The following is a 23,416-nucleotide window of genomic DNA, read 5'->3' as shown; positions in this document are numbered from 1 at the left end:
CCACATAAGGTGAGAACTTACGTTCTCGGTTGCTTTAAAAATCCTGAATCATGCCAGACCTAGCCATTGCGGAATGGTCATAGAAAGAGACGGGAAAAACGTAATCAGGAAGATCACTACCACTTCCACTGCCAGGAACGGCAGAATCGCGCGGGACAGCGTTTCGACTTTCTCGCCAGATACGCTTGATGCCACAAACAACACCAGTCCCATTGGAGGCGTCGCCAAGCCCACCGTGAGGTTCACGCTCATGATGATGGCGAAATGCACTGGGTCTATGCCCAGACTGACAAAAACCGGCGCCAGAATTGGCCCCAGAATAATGATGGCCGGCCCTGCATCGAGGAACATGCCAACAATAAAAAGCAGGATGTTGATAAGGAACAGTAAGATCAGCGGATTCTCACTGATGCTCAGCGTCCAATGCGCCATGGACTCAGCTGCATGGGAAAGCGAGACCACGGTTTTGAACGCCAGTGCTGCGCCAACCAACAATAGAATTACGGCTGACGACTTGGCACTTGCGGTAAAAATGTCCGGGATGTCTTTCAGCTTCACAGTGCGAAGCACAAACATGCCGACGACCAAGGTATAAAGCACCGCAACGGCAGAAGCTTCCGTCGGTGTAAAGATGCCACCCAATATGCCGCCCAAAATGATCACGGGTGTCAGCAATGGCCAGAATGCTTTTCTGGTGGCTGTTCCGCGTTCACGCCATGTCGCTTTTTCACTGGCAATTGGCAGGTTCTGACTTTTCGCCAGCAACGCGATCAACAGCATCAAGCCACCACCAATCATCACACCCGGAACCACTCCCGCCGCAAACAGTGCTGCCACGGAAATTTCCATGGTGTAGGCATAAATAATCATGATGCCGGAAGGTGGAATGATTGGGCCAATCACCGAAGAAGCCGCTGTAATGGCAGCCGCGAACTTACGCGAGTACCCGTTCTTTTCCATCGCTGGAATCATCATCGAACCGATTGCAGAGGTATCGGCGACGGCAGAACCGGAAAGCCCTGCAAACAGCATGCTCGACATTACGTTCACATGGGCCAGACCACCGCGTACATGACCAATAAGTGATTGAGAGAAATTCACCAGACTCAGGGTGATCCCACTCCGGTTCATCACCTCACCCGCGAGCATGAAGAATGGAATAGCCATCAGCGGGAAAGAATCAATACCGTTGTAGATATTGCGGAACAGCAGGGGAATATCCCTGTCCATGCCTTCGGCATAGAGCATGAAGCCCGGAGCGGCGAGCAGCGCGAAAAACACTGGCATGCCGACGAGAAGGAAAACTAAAAACAGAGGTAGAAAGAAGATCAACATTTACAGCCACATCCTTATGATTACCAAAGCCTGACTACTCAGCTTTCTCCAGCTTGCGCAGCGATGGCATCCTCTTCTTTATGAGTAAGCGCTTTCAGGAACATTTCTAAATTCGCGAGCAACATGGTGCCGAAACACACCGGCATCGCGAGATAGATCCAAGCCCGCTTTAGCGGAAAAGATGCTGCACGGGTTCGAAAGCCGCGGTCAAAGAATTCCAGTGCGATGACGAACAGTTGGATAAGAACAGCAAAGGCAATCACCAGCAGCAGAATCCGAATTACCTGCGCCACTTTTGGTGACAGATAATTGAAAATCATATCGATGGAGACAAACATGCCCTTTCGATACGCCTGCCCCGCAACCAGTGCCATCATCCAAATCATCAATGCCCGGGCGACTTCTTCCGGCCAAGGCAATGCAGCATTGAACACATAGCGACACACCACCTGCAGCAGAATGCTGGACACCATCAAGGCCACCAGCACCCAAGCTATAGATGCGCCAATGCGATCCAATGTGTTATTGACGGTTTCCAGCACCGAAATGACTGACTTCACCACTGCCATTAAGCGACTTCTCCTACCTTGCCGAAGCGGCTGCGTTCAAACACTAATCCATCACCCTGCTGCGAGTGAAAGTCGGTCACTTTGCCAAGCAGGATATCGTGGTCACCTGCACTGACGACGCCGTTTAAGTCGCAGTCAAACCAGGCCACAGCACCTTCAATGATGGCACGCCCACTCGGTGCACGTTGGATCTCCACACCACGGAAGCGCTCTTCATGGCTGTCACGGCAGAACTTCATCGCAAGCTCGGAATGTTCCACCGCGAGCACGCTCACTGTGTAGCCACCAGACTCCAGAATCGGTTGTTTGGTTGACGATGTGCGGTTGATGCTCCAAAGCACAATCGCTGGCTCCAAAGAAACAGAGTTGAAAGACGAGCACGTCAATCCATAATCCTGCCCTTCATGGCGCGCTGTAATCACTGTGACACCAGTGGCAAAGCAGGAAAGTGCGTTTCTCAGTTCGCGGCTCATGCTACTTCCTCCCCTGCTGCTGCCGTCCAAAGTTCAAACCAAGTTTCTCTATCTATCGAGACTTTCAGCGCGTCGTTTATGCCACGAATACGTTCAATATTGTTGGTACCCAACACAGGCAAAATGCCTGCAGGGTGTGCGAGTAGCCAAGCAATCGCGACAGCATCAATACCGACATCGAACTTCTCTGCCTCACGATGCAACAAAGGTTTCACGCGCTGCGCTGCCTCGCTGTTGCCAAACAGCTCGCCACCGGCCAGCGGCGACCATGCCATTGGCTTAATGCCGCCTTTTTGCATGAACGACACTGTGCCGTCGGTAAAGGAATCGCGGGTCATCAGGCTCATTTCAATCTGGTTGGTCACTAGTGGATGACGCATACCAGATTGCAGCAATTCCCAATCCCACGATTTGAAATTGGACGCACCGACGGCTTTCACCAAACCTTCATCTATCAGTGAATCCAGCGCATTCCCTGTTTCACTATGATCCATAAACGGGTCCGGGCGGTGTATCAGCAGTAAGTCAAGATGGTCAGTTTTCAGGTTTTGCAAAGAATTGGTAACTGATTGACGGATATGCGCTTCTGAGGTGTCGTAGTATTTAACACGGCGGTTCGGGTATTTTTCTGATAGCAGCATAATGTCGCACTTCGACACCAACTGAATCTGGTCACGAAGTGAAGGGGTCGCTTCCAGCACCTGACCAAACACCTCTTCACAAGAGTAGTCACCATAGATGTCAGCATGATCAAAGGTGGTAATCCCTTGTTCCAGACACGCATCGACTTTCGCGCGAACATGCGCCTCAGAGGTATTCTCATCATCCGACAAACGCCAAACGCCATAAACCAGACGGCTGAATGCAGACAGTGACGGATGCAGTTCTGTGTATTTCATTATTTGCGCTCTCCTGCGCCAAGTGGAGTCAAAGGGGTGGTCGCCGGAACACGGCCGTATTCTTCAGGCATTGAGCAGGTTTTAAGCTCTGGTAGAATTTTCTGGCCGACAATTTCACATTCAGATTTGTGCGGGTAGCCAGAGAAGATAAAGGCGCGGATACCCATTTTCTTGTAGCGTTCAATCTTGGTCAGCACCTGATCGACACTGCCCACCAACGCTGCACCACAACCAGAGCGGGCGCGGCCAACACCGGTCCAAAGATTCGGTTCGGTAAAACCAAACTGGTCTGCCTGTTCACGTTGTTTAGACTGAAAAGCAACACCAAGACTCTTCGAGTCCAATGCGCGCTCGCGAATCGATTGACCAAAATCGTCGTCTAGCTTTGATACCAGAGACTCAGCATATTCACGGGCTTCTGCTTCGGTATCGCGAACAATCATGTGAACACGAAGGCCATAGTCGAGTGTGCGTCCATGACGTTGTGCCACCTCGTTCACCGCTTTCATGCGTGATTCCAGCATGTCTTCGGTTTCCGGCCACATCAGGTACACGTCGCAGTCTGAACCACACAGTTCAAGGGCATCCGGAGAATAGCCACCAAAGTAGAGAAGTGGACCACCGTTTTGCTGATAAGGACGAACAGGATCAGCAGAAAGTGTGTCGAGTTTGTAGATCTCTCCGTCGTAGCGGATTTCATCTTGCGTCCAGGCTTGGCGAAGAATATCGACCACTTCTTTTGAACGGCGGTAGCGGTAAGCGCTATCCGCTTTCTCACCTGGGAAATCAGAGGAGATGACATTCAGCGTCAAACGCCCTTTCATGATGTGATCAAGCGTCGCGACCGAACGGGCTAACATCGCCGGATGTACTTCTCCACAACGAATCGCTGCCAGCAAATTGATACGCTCGGTAAGCGGGCCCATTGCTGAAGCGAAAGTCAGGGTGTCTTGCCCCACCTGATACGAGGACGGGCAGAGAATGTTACGAAAACCCTGCTTCTCAGCAGTCAAAACGATGTCGCGTGTGTTTTCCCAACTGCTTCGCAACGCGCCATCAGGCACACCCAAATAGCGATAATCGTCGCTACAAAGCGGCGCAAACCAAGATACCTCTGCGGCATCTAACCCCTCACTCGTGATAGGCACGACACTCATCTGAACTCTCCTGTTCTTATTGTAAAAAGCCAACCAACGTTATTGTTCTTGTTGCTTTTCACTCTCATCGAAATGAAAATGATTAGTGAATGAATTGTTAATAAATGCTATAAGATTTACAAATAAAGTAAATCAATGATGAATGAATTCATTCACTCTCTGAGCGGGGAAACAGAAAAAAGCTCAGTAACCTTCTAATATATCGGCGGTTATTAATTTTGAGATTTTTAGAAAATGAGTGAATCAACACGATTACCCTTGTTCATCCAGATAAGCGAGTTGTTGCGCAGAGAAATCTCGGCAGGTTATTGGTTGCCGGGAGAAAGGCTGCCTACTGAAGCGGAACTGGCAAAAAAGCTGGGCGTTGCGGTCGGCACGCTGCGCAAAGCATTGAACGAGCTTGAACAGAATGGATTGCTGGAAAGGATTCAGGGCTCCGGCACTTATGTGAAAAACACGCCGGATAATTCCGCGGTGTATCACTTTTTCCGCCTTGAACTGAAATCCGGTGGTGGGTTGCCAAATGCTGATTTTCTTAGCGTGGAGCAACACACCAACACCTATGTGGCGTCTTTGTTGGGACTAGAATCAAACGCACAACTATGGCGTTTTCGCCGGTTAAGAAAACTCGACCAACAACCTGCTGCCATGGAAGAGATTTGGATCAGCGGAGAGCACAAAGACGATATCGCCCCAGACGATCTCGTGGAGTCACTGTATGTGTATTACCGCGAAAAACTTGGCTTTTGGATTTCCAAGGTGCAGGACAGCATCACCGTCGATCATGTACCGGACTGGAAACACAAAGACTTTAAACCTGAGATTGGCTCTGCATGTGGCTATATCGAGCGCTTGAGCTGGTCAAACCGGGATCGTATCGAAGAGGTTTCTTTCACTTGGTATGACCCGGTAAACGTGCGCTATGCAGCGCGATGGACATAACGACAACGATAGCCTCTCAGGCTACCAAACAAACGTAAGGGACGGACTGAATGACAGATCAAGTAATTCGCTACGGCATCCTCGGCTGCGGCATGATGGGACAAGAGCACATCCGGAACATTCAACTTTTAGAGAATGTAGAAATCACCGTGCTTGCCGAACCTAACGCAGAAATGCGCGAAAAAGCACAAGCGTTGGTGCCAAATGCCCGCACGATTGAAGGTCTGGATGAATTACTTGAAGCAAACGATATCGATGCCCTCGTTATTGCGACCCCTAACTTCCAGCATGCCGAGCAATTGCTAGGCATCATGAGCCGCTGCTCACTGCCGATCTTGATTGAGAAACCCATCTGTACACAGATTGATGAAGTGTCGCGTTTGGTTGAAGCAGCAAAATCCCACCCTGCTCCCATTTGGGTTGCGATGGAATATCGCTATATGCCACCTATCACACTGATGCTTGATTTACTTGCGCAAGGCGAGATTGGCCAGCGCCATCTGTTTTCAATTCGCGAGCATCGCTTTCCCTTCTTGCATAAAGTGGATGACTGGAACCGATTTAACCTCAAAACTGGTGGGACTCTGGTCGAAAAGTGCTGCCACTTCTTTGATTTGATGCGACTGATGGCCAATGCCAACCCTGTCCGTGTCTTCGCATCAGGCAGTCAAGCCGTCAACCACAAAGACGAATCCTACAACGGCGAAGCACCTGACATCCTTGATAATGCTTATGTCACCGTAGAATTCGACAACGGCACCCGCGCCAGCTTGGAGCTTTGCATGTTCGCTGAGGGCTCGCGCTATCAAGAAGAGATCAGCGTTGTTGGCGACAAAGGCAAGGTTGAATGTCTGGTTCCAGGCCCTGGCCGTTTCTGGCCGACAGAAACCCTTGGCGAGCCCCCTGTCGCTCAAGTCATTTCCAGCCCACGCGAACCTAAGGGACCAAAACAAATGGAAGTGCCTGTAGACCCAACACTTCTCGAAGCTGGAGATCACAACGGTTCCACTTTCTACCAACACCAGAAATTCCAGCGTGCGGTGTTAGGTGAGCAAGAAGTTGAGGTGTCACTGGAAGATGGCCTGAAAGCCGTGGTAATTGGGCTGGCGGCGCAGGAGGCTATTCGTGCTCACAAAGTTGTAACGCTTACCGATAGTGGCCTTGGCTTCAAAGCCGCAGACTAATTGAGTAGTCGTAGTTACTTACTCGATAGACATAATTTTACCGATGGCGTTCTTATATACTCGAACGCCATATGAATCACATTTTTCGTCAACTCAAGTGTAAAAGTAAAAAACTCTCGCTATTATCAACTCTGTAACTCCGCATAGCATTTTATATCGCCTCTTATTACCCACCCGCGCAGACCGTCCTAAATCAAAATTCTTGCACCAAGTTTTTGAACAAGTCCCACGAATTTTTCCGATTTTTTTTCTATCGGTACAAACCTATCGTTATCCCTGTAGCAACACGAAATCAATAACAATGCAATTGGAGATACGATTATGAAAACGACAATTACTGCAATCAGCCTTCTATTCGCTTCAATGTCTGTAACGGCGATGCCAAGTCACGGTCTTGACGTTTCAGTTGATGCTCGCAATGGTGCAGCCATCATCGAAGTACTTCGCGACGGTCAACCAGTCGAAGGCGCAAATGTTTCTGCGAAGAACTTTTCGCAAAGCACAAACGAAAATGGCACCACGTTTTTTAACCTGTTGTCTAAACGCTCACAGTACGTAGATTTCACTATTACTGACGATCAGGGCAACACTGAGACCGTGCGCAAGTACGTTCCACGTGACCGCAGTTAATAGCTAATAACCCTAATAAAAAGACTCCTTTGGGAGTCTTTTTGATTTACTGGTAACCTAACCAAGTGCGTCTTTAGTCATCATTCCTCAATTGTCTGCTCCAGCGCTTTTTTCAATTCCAGTTCGGCTTTTTCAATCACCTGTTGAGCCTGCTCACGCTGCGCTCTACCCTCTTTCACTCGCGAAAGGGTATTATTCAGAGTTTCGATCGTCAGTTTGTTCACCGTTTCGAGTGAATCCAGATCCAGAATACCGCGTTGATAGTTTTCTGCGATTTGCTCTTCCAACACTTTCAACTTCTCAGCGTTCTGAACATATTGCTTGTTGGTGTAGTCCTTAACGGCGCGTGTAACTTTAAGCGCCTTCTCTTTCTCATAGTTTGAAATAGCAATAAGGAACTGGCGTTTCCAAAGTGGGAAGGTGTTATGAACGATGTCTTGGATATCTTCCATCAACATCTTGTTGCCTTCCTGCGAGAGGCGAATTTGAGGCGCGGTTTGAATGGCAGCAAGACGCGTTAGCTCCAAGTTGTGCACACGCTTTTCCAAGCGGGCAACCGCTTGCGAAGCATCTCGGTATTTCTGTGCATCCAGCGCATCTCCGCTCTGCTCTGACTGTTGTAGCAGTTCAGGCAACACCTTTTCATTCAACTCGTTGAGCTTGTAGCGTCCAGCAGCAATATATTGTTCTAACCCTTTCAGGAGATCGAGGTTGTGGTCGTACAAGGTATCCAGTTGAGTGATATCGTGCGCCAGTTTGACTTCCTGCGCTTCAAGACGACCAGAGAGTTGCTCTAATTGGCTTTTCACTGAATCAAAGCTAGCGGAAAACTTCTTGAAGGAATCAAACATTTCACCAATAAGCGGAAGCTTTGATAGGAAGCTGCCTTTCCCAAGGCTATCGAACTCGGTACTGTCCATGGAAGACACCATGGCATGAAGAATGTCACCCGCCTCACCGCTATCACGAACGCGAACCTGATCCAGCACTTCATCAGAAAAAGCCGTGATTTTCTCTAAAGCATCTTTACCAAATGTGATGGTGGCAACCGTATCAAACGGGTCGAAGCGGTCGGCAATTTCAATTACCTCTGGTGTTACTTCGATTTCCACCGGCAGATTTTGAGAATTGGTCAATTCAGTCATTGGATCTCCATATCATTTAGGACGGCATCAGGCAGGGGAATTTCTGCCACAGCTGTTCAAACTGTCGACTGAACGCAGCAACAAATCTGCGGTCGTCCGTAAGTGTAATGTCTTCCTGATTATATTTTGAGGCGCTTCGGGTCCAGTTGAAACTGCCGTTGATCAAACGGCACCCATCAAATATTGCAAACTTATGGTGCATATGGTACTGAGTCGTATCAATTTTGACGGAAACACCCTGCTCTGCGAGATACTCCACATCGCTGCCTTTGTCGTTCATTTTGTCGTTGTCAGTGACAATACGCACTTTCACTCCACGCTCGTGGGCATCAAGGATATGCTTGGTTAAGTCATTATCTGCAATGGTGAATACGCAGATATCAATGGTGTTTCTCGCTAACTTCAACTGTTCGATGATGCCTGAAGCACAGGTTCGTCCCGGTGAAAACCAGCTTGTCGCGGTTTGTGCTGAATTCGCATTAATTACATTATCCAGCACCTTGATAACGCGTTCTAACCAACGTACCAATGCTGCCGCATCTCCCTGATTAGCAAGTTCTTTCTGAACCAGCTTGAAGCTCAGATTGCGTAAGTAAGATCTGTCTTCATCACTGAGCACAGACTCTGCTAACTCAGCTTGTAAGGTTCTGCGCTCGCTGTCGTCGAGGCGGTAATCTTCCAGCGAGGCTTCAAGCCACGCCGACCATTTTTGTCGGTTCACTTATTCCCCTCCTTGGGAGTCGCTACCAAAGCGCGCAACGTGTTGGTTTAACATGGCGAGTTGCTGTACAACCTGGCCTGCACGATCTTCTGAATCGCCCATCATTTGCTGACGCTGATAACCGTCGGTGATTTCTTGCCAACGTGCTTTCTGTTCAGGCGTCATATCACCGCGCAGTTCAGCCAACTTAAGCAAGTTTTCTTCCGTTCCTGCTGCGAGCGTCTGCGCTTCACCTTGATAGTGATCCCGCAACATGGTGTACAACTCATCGTCCGTCATTACCGACGAAATCTTCTCCGCCAGTTTGTTCATGTTCCGGTAAGACCCTTGCAGCTTGAATGGCGGCTCAACGCGGTACTGATCAGCCGTAGCAGCAGACTTGATATACTGTTGGTTAACCTTCAGCACAGTTTGCTGAGCGGCCATTAACTTCTGAAGCGTTGAGATAATTTCGTTGGATTCCGTCGCAGAATACGCGTGGCTCATCTCACTGAGTGCAATACTTTCACCGTCTGCCATTCGCACGAAACGATATAAGTCGTTCAGGTCACGGGTTGCCAGCGGCGCAAGCACAGAGTTCGACGTGAGTGAGTTTTCAATGAAACTCAACTCAAAGGCTTGCTTCTGATCAGACAGCATGTCGCCAAGGTTATAAATGTCTGCACGGTTAGCTAGCATATCGGGTATACGGAACGATTCACCGCTTTCTGTGTAAGGGTTACCCGCCATCACCACGGCAAATTTCTTACCACGCATATCATAGGTCTTGGTTTTCCCTTTCCACGTTCCTTCAATTCGACGTGTACCATCACACAATGAAATAAACTTCTGGAGGAATTCAGGGTGTGTGTGCTGAATATCATCGAGGTAGAGAAGCACGTTGTTACCCATTTCAAAGGCAAGGTTGATCTTCTCTATTTCGCGGGCAGCATTCTGATCAGGCGCATCTGCTGGGTCTAATGAAGTTGCCTGATGACCAATAGACGGGCCATTGATTTTCATAAATACGAGCCCAAGTTTGTGCGCCACGTATTCGATCAAAGTCGTTTTACCGTAACCTGGAGGGGAAATAAGTAACAGCATCCCCATCAAGTCAGTGCGTTTCTTATCGCCCAGTGTGCCCATCTGTTTGGCAAAGTTATCGCCAATAAGGGGCAGGTAACTCTCACTTATCAATTTGTTTCGAACAAATGACGTCAGAGGGCGAGGTTTGAACTCGCTCAAACGGAAATCTTCTTTAGCCGAGTTCAACAGTAAGGTACGTTGGCTGAGATAGGCTTCAAACTGCGGCACGACTTTGCATCGGTGGTGCTCGTTACGCTGGATAAAGTCGTCCAGCACGATACGCAGCTGCCCTTTCTCGATACGGTCATGTTCACCCAGCATTCCTTCCACATCAGCAACCAATGAGAAATCGACACTGCAGATATTGAACTCTGAATAGGCTTTCAGAACGGCAATGGTTGCAGCTTCAACCACAAAAGCTTGCCCGTAGCCCTTTTTATGAGTGTATGCGGTAAGCCACTGGAGGTGGTCAGAGTATGCTGACTCAATATCAGCACCTCCGGCTTGCCAACCCAGACTGCGGCGGAATTGAAGATAATCCTCATACAGACTCAACGCATCCTGACTGACATCGATGCTTAAATCAGACTGGCCAAGCAAGTTAACCAAGAAATCTGCGGCTTCATCACTTTGTTCAGTTGCGAGCTCAGTCGCCAGCTGTTTTTGGAGTTGCTGATAAGCATCGCCTGAATTCAGGTGCTCTCTCAGCAGTTGCGCGTTATTGGCTTGCTGGCGAAAAGCACTCAAGATGTCGGTATCTTGCGCCAACATCCATCGAATCGCAGCGGAGCGAGCGCTTTGACTGAAGCGTAATAAACCCGCTTGCTGATAGATAGGCAGAACCTTATCCAGAATACGCGTGGCATCGTTGTCATGGATGCCTTTCACATACCCCTCTTTATAGCGAGGTGCGGCAAACTTCTGTACACGTTCAGCCAGTGCACTGCCTTTTTGAGCCGCATACAGATCGTCGAGATTCAATCCGTCTTGATTATTCTCTGCACCATACAAAATGAGGTATGCCAGATATTCCGCGCGGTAGACGTCATCACTTTCCGATGTCACGTCCAAGCGGGAAAAGGATTGCAGCTCAAGAAACTTCTCATCTTCAACCGCTTGATAGAAATCCGTTCCAGAAATATGGGTCGAAAGCTCCCCATCATGCTCTACTAGGCTGAGATCCAGTGCCTGTTGGTTCACGCTGAACCTGTGTTTACCCAGACGTAGAACCTTGCCACCTTGCTCAAAAATGTCCTGATTATCGCGAAGAGAGCGAAGGGATTGGTCTTGTAGTGATTTGAGCTTGGAATCGACACTATCCGCTTTAACACTGTCGCCCAAGTCTCGAATGGTTTGGGACAGCTGGTGAAGCTTGAGTACCATGGCATCGGTAGCGAAGTAGCTGTTCAAGCCTGCTACATCATCAAAGCGTTCCACCCGCTTTTCAATACTTGCCATGGTGACATTCGCGGCCTGCAACAGGTTCTGTACGCGGCGTTGCTGCGCTGAAATCAGCTGCTGTTTGTGGTTGTCGAGCGTTGACTGGATTTCATCACGTTTGGCATAGATTTCCGCGAGGAACTGGTCAAAATCCGCAAAACGGGATTCCAGCTTATCTAGCTGTCCCACCAGCTTGGCGAGTTGGTTGTCACACTCATCTGGTGTTGACGCCTGCTCCATCGCGCTGCTGACGGATTGGCTAAGCAGCTTAAACTGGGCGCTGAATTCCGCCTGCGCTTCTTCGCTCTGTAACCCCTGAGATTTAGAACGCAGCTTGGCCGATACCGTATTCAGCATCGACGATACTTCGGTCGTCAAGTCCAGAATGCGCGTGGCTTGTGTGGGATCGTCCGTTTCAATGTCGGTAACTTCTTCCGTCACCAGTTGGAGTTCGTTGCGGAGCGTGTCGACCTGCTCTTGCAGCTTCTGGATTTCAGCCGTTTTATCTACCGTTTCCAGTTGCTCCTCGATACTCTGAATTTGCTTCTTAAACGGCACGTACGCCTTTTCTTCCTGAAGCAGGTTGAGCAATTGAAGATTTAAGCTTTCGCGCTGTTCCTCTAATTGTGTTTGCAGTTCATCGACTCGGGCTTCATCAATGTAGTGTTGCTGTCGAAGCGCCATGACTGCACCAACCTGACCTTTCACTTCGGCCAAGAGGCTGAGCAAGGTATTCGCCTGCTCTTTTGGTGCCAGTTTAATTTTACCAATGAGGTCAGAAACAATAGTCTGCTGCGCTTCAATACTTTGCGCGGCATGCTGCTGCAGTTGCTGCACCTTGGCAAATTCATCAATGATTTTGTCGGCGGTGCCCATCAACTCATTGATGGCAGAGCCAATACCCAGGGCATATTCATGGCCCAACCAGGTGTAGTGGTCGAGCGTTGACTGACATTGCTTCAATAGCATTTCATAAGCTGCTTGTGTGACTTCTTCTGTCTGGGCTAACTGACAAATCGAAAGTACAGAAGAAAGCGCCCTAACAAGTTCTGCATTACCCAAATTGAACAGCGGACTGCTTCCATCTGACTGCGCATTCACACTTGCGTAGTGCTCTGGTGTAGAGAACGGCGTATCCCAGATCCGTAAGGGGTGGATCGTTGACGCTTCTGCGTTTTCAGAAAGCTGAAACACAAGAAAGCGACCATCTGGGTACAGGCTATAACCATGACTTTCCATGGGTGCCTCAAATTTCTTTTCTATCAGGTTGTAGGTATACGCGACGTAATAGCCATCAACCGCATTGAAAAAGAAATACAGAATGTCCTCACCATTGGGTGACACGATTTTCTGGAAGAATTTCAAATGACCTGAAGGAAAGTCAAACTGCTTGCGTTCGCCGTTAGCCAGTACATAGCCGTTGGCATAAAGCACACCGTGGTCTTCCGGCAGCGCTTTAGCACTGACGCCCAATGCATCTGCGCGGGTGACCGACTGGTTAAGCGGGTTAAAAAGAAAATAGCGGCTGTGTTTTTCACGGTTAGGCTTAACGCGAAGGGCGATTAAATCGCCGACAAAGGCATAATCGATTTGCGCATCTGCCACACTTTGGTGCGCATCTTCAACTTCTTCGCGGTAAATTCCCTTGCCTTCGGATGTGTTGTCCTCAACCTTAATGGTCAGGTCACCACCCACACATTCCACAAACAGCTTGTCGCGAATAGACACATGCGGGTGTTCTCCCAGCACGTGGTCATCGCGGTTTGTCGCAATCCAATCAAAGTCGTGTTGAACAGTGCTTTCCAGCGATTCATGCCCATAGGAATCCATGTACTCCACAGCATCTGTTTTTAGCTGGAAGCGAAACACTTTACGGTCTTCAGGACGGCTACCTATCTGAAAAGCGATATAAAGAATGCTTTCTTGACGGGAGATTTGGGAAAGGCGCGCATCACGGTAGTAGGTGAACAGCTCAGTAAATTCATGAACAAAACGCTGATCACCGAGAAAGCTGCTTTCAATGGGGAGTGGCTCTACACGGAACGTACCGTCATTTTCGTGCAGCTGATAAAGGCCAAAAACATCGTCCAGCGATGGCGATGCCTTCATACCGACCTGTACGTGGTAACCAAACAATAGCTGCTGGTTCACTTGCGCCATGTCGATAGGAATACACTTCGCATCGGTCTGCACATTAGCTTTGCCGACGAGCTTGAGTTCCTGACCACCGAATACGGTCTGGCGAGTTTGATTGAATGACTGGGAAAGAGTTTTTAGCTGGTTGCCCTGTTGGGACAGGCGGGATTTGAGAACTTCATATGCACCACCTTCACTCACAGCTTTTTGAGTCGACTCTGACATGCTAATACCTATTCATCCCGCCTCCAATGAAGCGGGACTCTGTGAGAGTAATTGAGGGTGTTACGAATTTTTGTCTGACGATGGCTCCAGTGTGCCTTGCAGTTTCTTCAGAAGCTCAGTCGCACCACCTTGCGAGTTCAGCAAGCTCGCCAAAGCGACATTGCTTAAATCACTGCTCTTCAAGTCTGTGTTTTCCAGAATCGCTTTCAGATCTTCTGGCAAGCTACGCTCACCATCAACGTACTCAGAAACCAATGGGTTTAGCACTTTAGACTGCTCAAATTTCGCATCGACGGCTGAGGCATCCATGATGGTACGGCGGATCTGCTCCATGCCTTCACCACCAAACAGACGGATATCTGCTTTCGCCAGTGCTTCTGCCAATGCCTGCGCATTTGCACTAACCACGGTTTTCTGCGCTTCGATACGTGCGATTTCCAGCTCTTTGTCTTGCTGGAGTTGCATAACCCACTTGTCGTGTTCGCGCGTATGGTCATCATACTGTTGAGCCGCTTCAAAACGTGCAGTTTGAGATTCGGCTTCCGCCAAGCCTTTCGCACGCAACGCTTGCGCTTCTGCCTCACCTGCACTTTGCAGGGCAAAGGCTTCCGCTTCACCAGTTTCTTTAATCGCCTGTGCACGCTCACGGTCAACTTCTACTTCTGCCAAGCCCGTTGCGCTGATCAGTTCTTTCTCAGCTTGAGCCATGCGTTCTTTTGCTGCGGCTTCGCGCTCTTTCGCCACATAATCAGCTTCAGCACGTTTTGTCGTTACGATTTGGTCTGCCTCTGCTTCTCGCGTCTTCACTGCCAATGCATTTTCTGCATCACGCGTCTTCACTTTCAGCTCTGCTTCATTCTCTATCAACAAGCGTTCTGCGCGCTCTTTCGCCGCTTCTTTCTCTGTACGAGCCGCCACCAGCGATTCAAGCTGCTTGGCTTCTGCGGCAGCTTCCGCTTCAACCAGACGCACACGTTTTTCACGGGCAACACGCTCGTTAACACGCAGGTTTTCCGTTTCTTCTTCTTCACGGGCAATCTTGCGTTCAATTTCTACGCGCTGTGAACGTGTTTCAGAGACTGATTTCAGCGCTTCTTCCACCGTGGTCTCTTTCTGCATTTCGCGTTCAGCAACTTCAGATGCCGTGCGTACTTTCTCTGTTTCGACTGAACGGTTGAGTTCTTCTTGTTGGATAGCGACCTGACGCTGGTTGGCGATACGCGTCATTTCCACTTCCATTTCCACACTTTCACGCTTCTTCGCCACTTCCTCTTGCGTTTCCAACTTCGCAAGCTGCGTGACACGTTCATATTCTTCGCGTTTTTCTGACGCAAGCGCCTCTTCCTGCGCCTTGATAATATCTACTTCGCGTTGGGTGCGGGCTATAGACTCCTGCTCTTGCTTGTCGAGTTGCAGACGGTTTGCTTCCGCTTCGACGTTTTTCTTTTTCATCGTTGTACGCTCATCCTGACGGATAGCGTTGGTTTCAGTATTTTTCTGCGCAGTAATAGCTGAAATTTTACGGATACCTTCAACATCGAGGATGTTGTCAGGGCTGTGGGCATCCAGCGCAGTCTGGTCAACTTTGTCGATAACCACGTCGTAAATTTTGAAGCCATCCATTTCACTGCCGATGACATCAACAACCGCATCACGGAAAGCGCGGCGGTTGGTTAACAGCTCTTCAAATTCAAACTGCTTTACTGCGGTTTTTAGCGCTTCTGAGAATTTTGGCTGGAAGTGTTCTTTGAGGCGATCAAGGTTCGAAGCTTCATGTGCGGTAAAGAGTTTTGCCACACGGATGATGTCATCTTCTTCGTGGTTTACACCGATGTAGAAATCCACCTTCAGGTCTGCGCGGATATTGTCGCGACAGTGCAAACCTTCATACTCTTCACCTTCCTGATCTTTGCGGCCACTGCGAATCACAGAGATTTTTTTACGGGTGATATCCATGTATTCAAATTGGTTAACGATCGGCCAGACAAAAGTACCTGTGAGAGATGCGCGTGTGCGATGAAGGCCATTAACGATCAACGCGTCACCCTCACCACGCACTTTTTTATAACGGGATGTGATAAAAATCATCACAATGAGAAAAACAGCAATGCCACTGGCGATAAAAATAATGCTTGGGGAAATTTCCATTTCCTACTCCTGATAATTATTCCATTAAGCTTTTTTTGCTACGACGTAGCGGTCTGAAGCATCATCTTTGTAAACAATGATCACTTCATCTCCATATTGAATCCAACTGTCATCCTGCAGCATTGCATCGAGTAGAAATTCATTTCCTTCATGCAAAACGACGACTTCACCTTTTTCCCTATTAACAACATTGCTATGAACACGGCCCTTCAAGCCAATAAATTCCACCTTCGCAAACGTTTTTTTACGGTCGAACAATGGAGCCAAAGGCTTCAATAGCCAGGCTGATATCGCCAGAGAAATGTAAGCAACAAGAGGAATAGAGATGATATTTGCAACCAAGAGTATCGAGCCGGAAATAAAACCTTGAGCGATATCTGATGCATAAAACGAGATAACGGTTGCCACGAAAAACGAGACGCATAAAGCAACCATTAGAGGAACTTTTGAAAGGACTTGCGGAAGGAGAAGGCCTGAACCAGGCAGATTATCAAGATCGAAGAGATCGATATCCGCGGTAAAACCTTCCACTACGTTGAAGACTAAATCGACCAGCATAATGAGAAAGAACACCACAAACGGAACAAAGAACACGCTTGTAGGGAACGTCATCAACATACCCAGAAATTCACCAACTGCCATTTATACTTCTCTAAACAAAGTGTTATATGATTTTTTAGTTTTACTTTGACGTCTAATTGCTTAAACAAGCTTGTCCAGACTAACCTGAATTGGACACGTTTGAAGCAGTATCGTGTTCTTATATGATTCGGTTCAAATAAACGCTTCAAAATTCCACCTGTCACACAATTGTCACCATATTAAGAATTCGATGATGTGAATTAACTTACTAATATACTTAAATTAGATGTACTGGAAGATTACATATCTAAACAAATGCGCCCCACCAAGCTTTCGGTCTACTACTAGTAAACGGAAGAAGTGTAAATCTACGCAAATGATAATCGTTATCATTGAATTATTGTTAAAGGCGACGTATTTTAGGGTGAAGTAAAGTAGTCAGAGAAGAATAATGAAGAAACCGAGCCCGATTCAGCTTACTGTCGAAGCAAGCACAGCCATTACTCCCAATATGCAGCGTATCGTGATGCATGGTGAAGGACTTTCCCGCTTTCCTGCCAACTGCGAAGGCGGATATATCAAGTTAATGTTTGCGCCGGATGGCAACACAGATCTGAGTTCACTTCCAGCGGGCGAAAGGCCTGTTATGCGCACCTACACTATCCGCGAGTTGGATTTCAGCACACACACGATCACAGTAGACTTTGTCCGCCATAAGGTTGATGACTGTGGTTGTGGCCATGCCGCTCGTTGGGCAATGAACGCCAAAGTTGGCGATACCATGACGATTGCTGGTCCTGGCACCATTCAGGAAATCAACAAAGAAGCCGATTGGTTTTTTATGGCTGCTGATATGACTGCCCTTCCAGCACTGTCTGTCAAAATTGCATCGCTACCTCAACATGCTAAAGGCCATGCGGTCATTGAAGTGCTTTCTCAAGACGATATTCAGCCGATTCAAGCCCCTGAAGGGATGCAAATCGACTGGCTGGTTAAAGGCGAAAAAACGCTGGCAGAGCAAGTTAAGGAAAAAGAATGGCTGAATGGCAACGCCGCCATCTGGTGTGCTTGCGAGTTCGATTCTATGCGTTCACTACGCCAATATTTCCGCAATGAAAGAAACGTCGAGCGAGACAATATTTACATCAGCAGCTATTGGAAAAATGGCGTGACCGAAGAAGGCCACAAAGTGATAAAACAGAAAGATGCAGAGGCAGTTGCTTAAAGAGCGTCTTCGTTCATCTAAAATGCCGCGTAACGCGGCATTTTAGTTTTACCCAAGCGATTATCCCGCTTTGAGCTTATATTCCTCTGCCAGTAATTCCGCTGCCTTTTCAGCAATAGGGTTCAACAATCCACTTCCCATCGCTGCAAATAGACTTTGTTTCATATCACGCGACCAAAAACGGCGAATATGGGAAGCGACTTCGTCGACAGTCTCTTGCTCGGTTCTGCCATGCTCAAGGTTGTCAGCGATTTGGTTCGCCATCGCGTAAAGGCGTTCGTTACGATGAAGTTCACCGTCCATGTTCACTCCTGATTAATCGCTGCTTTCCTGTGTCGCTGCGGATAGATGGGCTTGTTGCTGTTCATCGAACTCACGGAAGCGTTGTTGCCAATCCGCCTGTTCTACTGCCACTTTGACTTGCACCGCCGTCACTTTGTATTCAGGGCAGTTTGTCGCCCAATCCGAATTTTCTGTCGTGATCACATTGGTGCCAGACACCGGATGGTGGAAGGTGGTGTAAACCACGCCCGGTTGCATGCGGTTGCTAATTTTCGCAGGCAAGGTAATCTCACCCGCGCGGCTCGCAATCCGAACTGGTGAGCGATCTGTAACACCACGATCTTCTGCATCCAACGGATGAATTTCCAACACGTCTTCCTGATGCCACTGGCTGTTGTCGGTACGACGTGTCTGAGCACCAACATTGTATTGCGTGAGGATACGCCCTGTGGTCAGCAGCAGTGGGAAGCGTTTATTCACCTTCTCTTCTGTCGCCACGTATTCCGTCACCACAAAGCTGCCTTTGCCTTTCACAAACCCGCCGATGTGCATAGTCGGGGTACCCAGCGGCGCTTCATCGTTACAAGGCCATTGGATAGAGCCCAGTTCATCCAGTTTTTCGTAGCTGACACCATGGAAAGTCGGCGTCAGCTTAGCGATTTCATCCATGATTTCGGAAGGATGCTTGTAATGCATCTCGTAGCCAAGGGCGTTGGCAAGCTCCATGGTCGCTTCCCAATCGGCTTTGCCCGAAAGCGGAGCCATCACTTTACGCACCGGCGAGATACGGCGCTCTGCATTGGTGAAGGTACCGTCTTTCTCCAAGAAGCTGGCACCCGGAAGAAATACATGCGCAAACTTCGCCGTTTCGTTGAGGAAGATATCCTGAACGATCAGGCATTCCAACGATGTCAGCGCTGCTTCAACGTGTTGGGTATTCGGATCAGACTGCGCGATGTCTTCACCTTGCACATACATACCTTTAAATCGACCTGCGATAGCGGCGTCGAACATGTTGGGAATGCGAAGGCCAGGTTCATCATCAATCGGCACGCCCCATTCACCCTCAAATAACGCACGTACTTCTGGGTCTGACACATGACGATAACCCGGCAACTCATGCGGGAACGAGCCCATATCACAGCTACCTTGCACGTTGTTCTGACCGCGCAGTGGGTTCACGCCCACCCCTTCACGACCGACGTTACCTGTCGCCATGGCTAGGTTGGCAATCGCCATGACCGCTGAGCTGCCTTGACTGTGCTCTGTCACACCAAGGCCATAGTAAATGGCACCGTTTCCGGCTTTGGCATACATACGCGCGGCTTCTCGGATCAGCATGGCTGGAACGCCTGTGGCACTTTCCATCGCTTCGGGTGAATGATATTCATCGGCAATAAAGTCGCGCCATTTTTTGTACGCTGCCATGTCGCAACGCTCTTCAATGTACGAATTGTCTTCCAACCCTTCATTGATGATGACGTGCGCCAACGCATTCAACACGGCGACGTTGGTTCCCGGACGCAATTGAAGATGATATTGGGCGCGGACATGCGCTGCATTGACCAGATCGATTTCGCGTGGGTCGATAACTATCAGCTTTGCGCCGCTGCGAAGACGACGTTTAAGCTGGGAAGCGAACACCGGATGACCATCGGTTGGGTTGGCCCCGATAACAATAATCGCATCGGCTTTTTGCACTGATTCAAAAGTCTGTGTCCCTGCCGATTCACCCAGCGTAGTTTTCAGACCATAACCCGTCGGAGAGTGACAAACACGGGCACAGGTATCCACGTTGTTGGTACCAAAACCCGCACGAACCAGTTTCTGCACCAGATAGGTTTCTTCGTTGGTGCAGCGGGAAGAGGTGATCCCACCCAGCGCATTTGCGCCATGTTTATCTCGGATCGCTTTGATCTTGTCTGCGGCAAAGCCAATCGCCTCTTCCCAACTTACCTTGCGCCAAGGTTCATCAATAGAATCTCGGATCATCGGGTCGGTCACGCGATCTTTGTGGGTTGCATAGCCAAAGGCAAAGCGGCCTTTCACACAAGAATGTCCCTGATTCGCTTTGCCATCTTTGTGCGGCACCATTCTGACCAGTTCATCACCCCGCATTTCGGCGCGGAATGAACAGCCAACGCCACAATACGCGCAGGTCGTCACGCGATAATGACTCGGCGTACCTAGCTCAATCACGCTGTTTTCGGTCAAAGCCGCTGTCGGACAGGCTTGTACGCAGGCACCACAGGACACACACTCAGAGTCCATAAATGATTCTGACCCCGCGACGATACGGGATTCAAAACCCCGACTTTCCACTGTCAGAGCGTGTTGACCCTGAATCTCTTCACAGGCACGCACACATCGGGAACAGACGATGCATTTGCTGGTATCAAAGGTGAAGTAAGGGTTGGACGTATCCTTTTCCATATTGAGGTGGTTGCTACCTTCAAATCCGTAGCGCACGTCACGAAGACCAACTGCCCCCGCCATGTCCTGCAATTCACAGTCGCCATTCACCGCACAGGTCAAACAATCCAGTGGATGGTCTGAAATGTACAACTCCATTACGTTACGGCGTAACTTACGCAGCGCTTCATTTTGTGTGGTGACCACCATGCCTTCAGCAACGGGTGTGGTGCAGGCGGCGGGTTTTCCGCGCATTCCTTCAATTTCCACCACACACATACGGCATGAGCCAAACGCTTCCAGCGAGTCGGTCGCACACAATTTTGGAATTTGAATATTCAGCATGGTAGACGCATGCATGACCGATGTGCCCTCTGGCACAGAGATTGGCCAGCCATCGATGGTCAGTGAGATTTGCTTAACATCTTCGCCTTTAACAGCAGGCGTACCAAAGTCTTTGCTGCCTTGCTCAATGGGAATATAGAACTCAACCATTGTCTTCTCCTCGACGGCTTACTTACCGCCACTGTTCACTTGGGCACCCGTATCTTTCGTGAGCCCGAAATCTTCTGGAAAGTACTTCAATGCGCTTTTCACCGGAAAAGGCGTCATCCCGCCCATAGCGCAGAGCGACCCCTGCTCCATGGTCTCGCAGAGATCATCCAGTAGCTCTTTGCGTTCCAGCTTGTCATCGCCTTTCGCATCCAGCAGTTGGTCAATCACTTCCGCGCCTCGGACTGCACCAATACGGCAAGGCGTGCATTTCCCGCAGGATTCCAGCTCGCAGAATTCCATCGCAAAACGCGCCATCTGGCTCATGTCGGTTTGATTGTCGAACGCGACGATGCCGCCGTGCCCCAGCATGGCACCACGGGCAGCGAGATGTTCGTAATCCAGATCCGTATCCCAGTCATGTTCAGCAATGTAAGCGCCAAGAGGTCCACCAATTTGCACGGCTTTAAGAGGCTTTCCTGTCTTACTGCCACCACCGAAATCAAACAAAAGTTCTCGAATCGTCACGCCAAAAGCCAATTCAAACAGACCGGGACGTTTCACATTCCCCGCCAGTTGGATTGGCATGGTGCCGAGGGAGCGGCCCTGACCAAAGTCTTTGTAGTAATCCGCCCCTTTGGACAGGATGATAGGCACCGAAGCCAGCGAAATAACGTTATTGATGACGGTAGGTTTGCCAAATAAGCCTTCAATGGCCGGAAGCGGCGGCTTACTTCTAACCAAACCACGTTTGCCTTCCAGGCTCTCCATCAGTGAGGTTTCTTCACCGCAGATATAGGCTCCCGCCCCCATCCGAAGCTCTAAATCGAAATGTTTTCCGCTGCCGCAGATATCTGACCCCAAATAACCTTCCGCATAAGCGTTTTCTATCGCTTGGGTGAAGATCTTGCAGGCATTTGGATACTCAGATCGGGTATAGACATATCCCTGTGTAGCTCCGACAGCGATGGCGCAAATGATCATCCCTTCAATCAGGGTGAACGGGTCGCCTTCCATAAGCATGCGGTCAGCAAAAGTCCCGGAATCGCCTTCATCTGCATTACAAATCACATACTTTCGTCCTGCAGGTTGGTCTGAGACCGTTTGCCACTTAATGCCGGTTGGAAACGCCGCACCACCGCGACCACGGAGGCCAGAGGTTTTTACTTCGTCGAGAATTTCTTGGGTGCTCATACCCAGCGCTTTTTCCAGCCCGACGAACCCACCTTTACTGCGGTAATCTTCAACATCTAATGGGTCAACAAACCCAACACGTTCGAACGTAAGCCGTTGTTGTTTTTTCAGCCAGGGAATTTCCGTGGTCAGCCCTAAACAAAGTGGGTGCTCCAGCGCAGCGCTGCCCGCTTCATCTGGCGCAAAGAAACGGAGTGCTAATAGCGAATCCACGTCATCTTCGAAAACCGGACCAAAGGCCACTCGACCTTGAGCCGACTCCACTTCAATCATGGGTTCGAGCCAGAACAAGCCGTGGGAACCGTTACGGACAATGGTCAAAGATTCGCCCTTGGTGACGGCACCATGAGCCAAACGTTGTGCGACTTTCTCAGCGCCTCGGGAAACAGAAGAAGAGTCGAGGGGAATATAGATGCGATAACTCATGGCGCTTTCACCTCGATCACTTGGGTGAGCAACGAATCGACGAGGTCGTCGAATGCCTCATCGTTCATTTCACCGTGGATATCATCACCGACTCTCACACACGGTGAGTACATGCAGTTGCCCAAGCAGTAAACGGGCTCGAGGGTGAAGTTGTTATCTTTGGTCGTTTCATGAAAGCCAATACCTAGCCTTGAGGCGGCGTGCGTTTCAAGAGCACGCGAGCCCATCGACTGACAAGATTCAGCGCGGCAAATTTGAATGACATGCCCGCCCGGCGGGTGATTACGGAACTCATGGTAAAAGCTGATCACGCCATGCACATCAGCATTGGACAAATTCAGTCCGTGCGCAATCATCGGCACAGATGCCGGAGGCACATAACTCAACTGATGCTGAATGTGGTGCAACACTGGCAACAACGCGCCCGGCTTGGCTTTAAGCGAATTGATCGCTTCCGCCACGACCGCACGCTCTTGCTCCGTCAAAGCGCTACGCTGACCTTTGTTTTCCATTGGCTTTCCTTGCTCATCAAACATCTTTGGGTATTCATCTTTGATAAGTGTAGCGCCAAACCTTCCCCTTCCTGTTCCCGATATGAGACCTTATAAAGCCCCTTTGCGACCTATTCGGTCAGATACCGACATCCCGAACAGGCTGGTTTATATACAATTTTTAATCGTGCCGTCACACATTGGTGAATTATTACTCAACAGTAATTGACAGTTTACTCACCT

18 protein-coding genes are annotated in these 23,416 nt (G+C 49.3%); 4 read left to right on the top strand and 14 right to left on the bottom strand.

The features are described from left to right. Nucleotides 1-48: 48 nt before the first annotated feature. From GCE9029_RS12610 to GCE9029_RS12590, 5 genes are read right to left on the bottom strand one after another with little or no spacing between them, the layout of a single operon-like run. On the bottom strand, nucleotides 49-1,335 hold the full coding sequence (locus GCE9029_RS12610; protein WP_002540010.1) for a TRAP transporter large permease: 1,287 nt from the start codon (nucleotides 1,333-1,335) through the stop codon (nucleotides 49-51). Between the two features lie 38 nt (nucleotides 1,336-1,373). Beyond that, nucleotides 1,374-1,904 (bottom strand): TRAP transporter small permease, encoded by a 531-nt coding sequence (locus GCE9029_RS12605; RefSeq protein WP_062663601.1) that lies wholly within the window; start codon nucleotides 1,902-1,904, stop codon nucleotides 1,374-1,376. After that, nucleotides 1,904-2,377, bottom strand: coding sequence for a flavin reductase family protein (locus GCE9029_RS12600; protein ID WP_002540006.1), 474 nt, complete (start codon nucleotides 2,375-2,377; stop codon nucleotides 1,904-1,906). Before GCE9029_RS12600 ends, GCE9029_RS12605 begins: the two co-directional genes overlap by 1 nt. Then, nucleotides 2,374-3,276 (bottom strand): aldo/keto reductase, encoded by a 903-nt coding sequence (locus tag GCE9029_RS12595; protein ID WP_062663600.1) that lies wholly within the window; start codon nucleotides 3,274-3,276, stop codon nucleotides 2,374-2,376. Before GCE9029_RS12595 ends, GCE9029_RS12600 begins: the two co-directional genes overlap by 4 nt. Then, entirely contained in the window at nucleotides 3,276-4,433 is a 1,158-nt protein-coding gene (locus tag GCE9029_RS12590; RefSeq protein ID WP_062663599.1) for an LLM class flavin-dependent oxidoreductase, read from the bottom strand. Before GCE9029_RS12590 ends, GCE9029_RS12595 begins: the two co-directional genes overlap by 1 nt. A gap of 234 nt (nucleotides 4,434-4,667) precedes the next feature. On the opposite strand from GCE9029_RS12590, the gene GCE9029_RS12585 reads away from it, so the two are divergent. The 3 genes from GCE9029_RS12585 to GCE9029_RS12575 all read left to right on the top strand — a co-directional run bounded on the left by GCE9029_RS12585 (nucleotide 4,668) and on the right by GCE9029_RS12575 (nucleotide 7,189). Then, nucleotides 4,668-5,375 (top strand): GntR family transcriptional regulator, encoded by a 708-nt coding sequence (locus tag GCE9029_RS12585; protein ID WP_062663598.1) that lies wholly within the window; start codon nucleotides 4,668-4,670, stop codon nucleotides 5,373-5,375. A gap of 50 nt (nucleotides 5,376-5,425) precedes the next feature. After that, nucleotides 5,426-6,559: a Gfo/Idh/MocA family protein gene (locus GCE9029_RS12580; RefSeq protein ID WP_062663597.1), complete on the top strand. Its 1,134-nt coding sequence runs from the start codon at nucleotides 5,426-5,428 to the stop codon at nucleotides 6,557-6,559. Nucleotides 6,560-6,880: 321 nt separating this feature from the next. After that, a complete protein-coding gene (locus GCE9029_RS12575; protein WP_062663596.1) occupies nucleotides 6,881-7,189 on the top strand; it encodes a hypothetical protein in 309 nt (102 codons plus the stop codon). 80 nt (nucleotides 7,190-7,269) lie between these two features. On the opposite strand, the gene GCE9029_RS12570 is transcribed toward GCE9029_RS12575, so the two are convergent. The 5 genes from GCE9029_RS12570 to GCE9029_RS12550 are packed head-to-tail and all read right to left on the bottom strand — an operon-like array spanning nucleotide 7,270 to nucleotide 16,711. Continuing rightward, complete coding sequence (locus GCE9029_RS12570) at nucleotides 7,270-8,334, bottom strand: toxic anion resistance protein (RefSeq protein ID WP_062663595.1); 1,065 nt, start codon at nucleotides 8,332-8,334, stop codon at nucleotides 7,270-7,272. A 16-nt stretch (nucleotides 8,335-8,350) separates the two neighbouring features. Continuing rightward, nucleotides 8,351-9,055 carry a phospholipase D-like domain-containing protein gene (locus GCE9029_RS12565; protein WP_062663594.1) on the bottom strand — a complete coding sequence of 235 codons (705 nt, stop codon included), beginning with the start codon at nucleotides 9,053-9,055 and terminating at the stop codon, nucleotides 8,351-8,353. Next, nucleotides 9,056-13,921 carry a DNA repair ATPase gene (locus GCE9029_RS12560; RefSeq protein WP_062663593.1) on the bottom strand — a complete coding sequence of 1,622 codons (4,866 nt, stop codon included), beginning with the start codon at nucleotides 13,919-13,921 and terminating at the stop codon, nucleotides 9,056-9,058. Nucleotides 13,922-13,981: 60 nt separating this feature from the next. After that, nucleotides 13,982-16,069, bottom strand: a complete 2,088-nt coding sequence (locus tag GCE9029_RS12555) for a flotillin family protein (RefSeq protein WP_062663592.1) — start codon at nucleotides 16,067-16,069, stop codon at nucleotides 13,982-13,984. Nucleotides 16,070-16,093: 24 nt separating this feature from the next. After that, a complete protein-coding gene (locus tag GCE9029_RS12550; protein WP_062663591.1) occupies nucleotides 16,094-16,711 on the bottom strand; it encodes a DUF1449 family protein in 618 nt (205 codons plus the stop codon). Between the two features lie 391 nt (nucleotides 16,712-17,102). Between GCE9029_RS12550 and GCE9029_RS12545 the strand changes: the two genes are divergently transcribed. After that, complete coding sequence (locus tag GCE9029_RS12545) at nucleotides 17,103-17,876, top strand: siderophore-interacting protein (RefSeq protein WP_062663590.1); 774 nt, start codon at nucleotides 17,103-17,105, stop codon at nucleotides 17,874-17,876. A gap of 60 nt (nucleotides 17,877-17,936) precedes the next feature. On the opposite strand, the gene GCE9029_RS12540 is transcribed toward GCE9029_RS12545, so the two are convergent. The 4 genes from GCE9029_RS12540 to GCE9029_RS12525 are packed head-to-tail and all read right to left on the bottom strand — an operon-like array spanning nucleotide 17,937 to nucleotide 23,194. Then, nucleotides 17,937-18,179 (bottom strand): formate dehydrogenase subunit delta, encoded by a 243-nt coding sequence (locus tag GCE9029_RS12540; RefSeq protein WP_062663589.1) that lies wholly within the window; start codon nucleotides 18,177-18,179, stop codon nucleotides 17,937-17,939. A 12-nt stretch (nucleotides 18,180-18,191) separates the two neighbouring features. Next, nucleotides 18,192-21,065, bottom strand: a complete 2,874-nt coding sequence (fdhF, locus tag GCE9029_RS12535; protein ID WP_062663588.1) for a formate dehydrogenase subunit alpha — start codon at nucleotides 21,063-21,065, stop codon at nucleotides 18,192-18,194. An 18-nt stretch (nucleotides 21,066-21,083) separates the two neighbouring features. Beyond that, nucleotides 21,084-22,682: a formate dehydrogenase beta subunit gene (locus tag GCE9029_RS12530; RefSeq protein WP_062663587.1), complete on the bottom strand. Its 1,599-nt coding sequence runs from the start codon at nucleotides 22,680-22,682 to the stop codon at nucleotides 21,084-21,086. After that, nucleotides 22,679-23,194 (bottom strand): formate dehydrogenase subunit gamma, encoded by a 516-nt coding sequence (locus tag GCE9029_RS12525; RefSeq protein ID WP_062663586.1) that lies wholly within the window; start codon nucleotides 23,192-23,194, stop codon nucleotides 22,679-22,681. Before GCE9029_RS12525 ends, GCE9029_RS12530 begins: the two co-directional genes overlap by 4 nt. Nucleotides 23,195-23,416: the final 222 nt, after the last annotated feature.

The sequence above is a fragment of the Grimontia celer genome (genome assembly GCF_900055185.1).
GTDB lineage: Bacteria > Pseudomonadota > Gammaproteobacteria > Enterobacterales > Vibrionaceae > Enterovibrio > Enterovibrio celer.
This window is presented reverse-complemented; position numbering and strand designations above follow the sequence as displayed.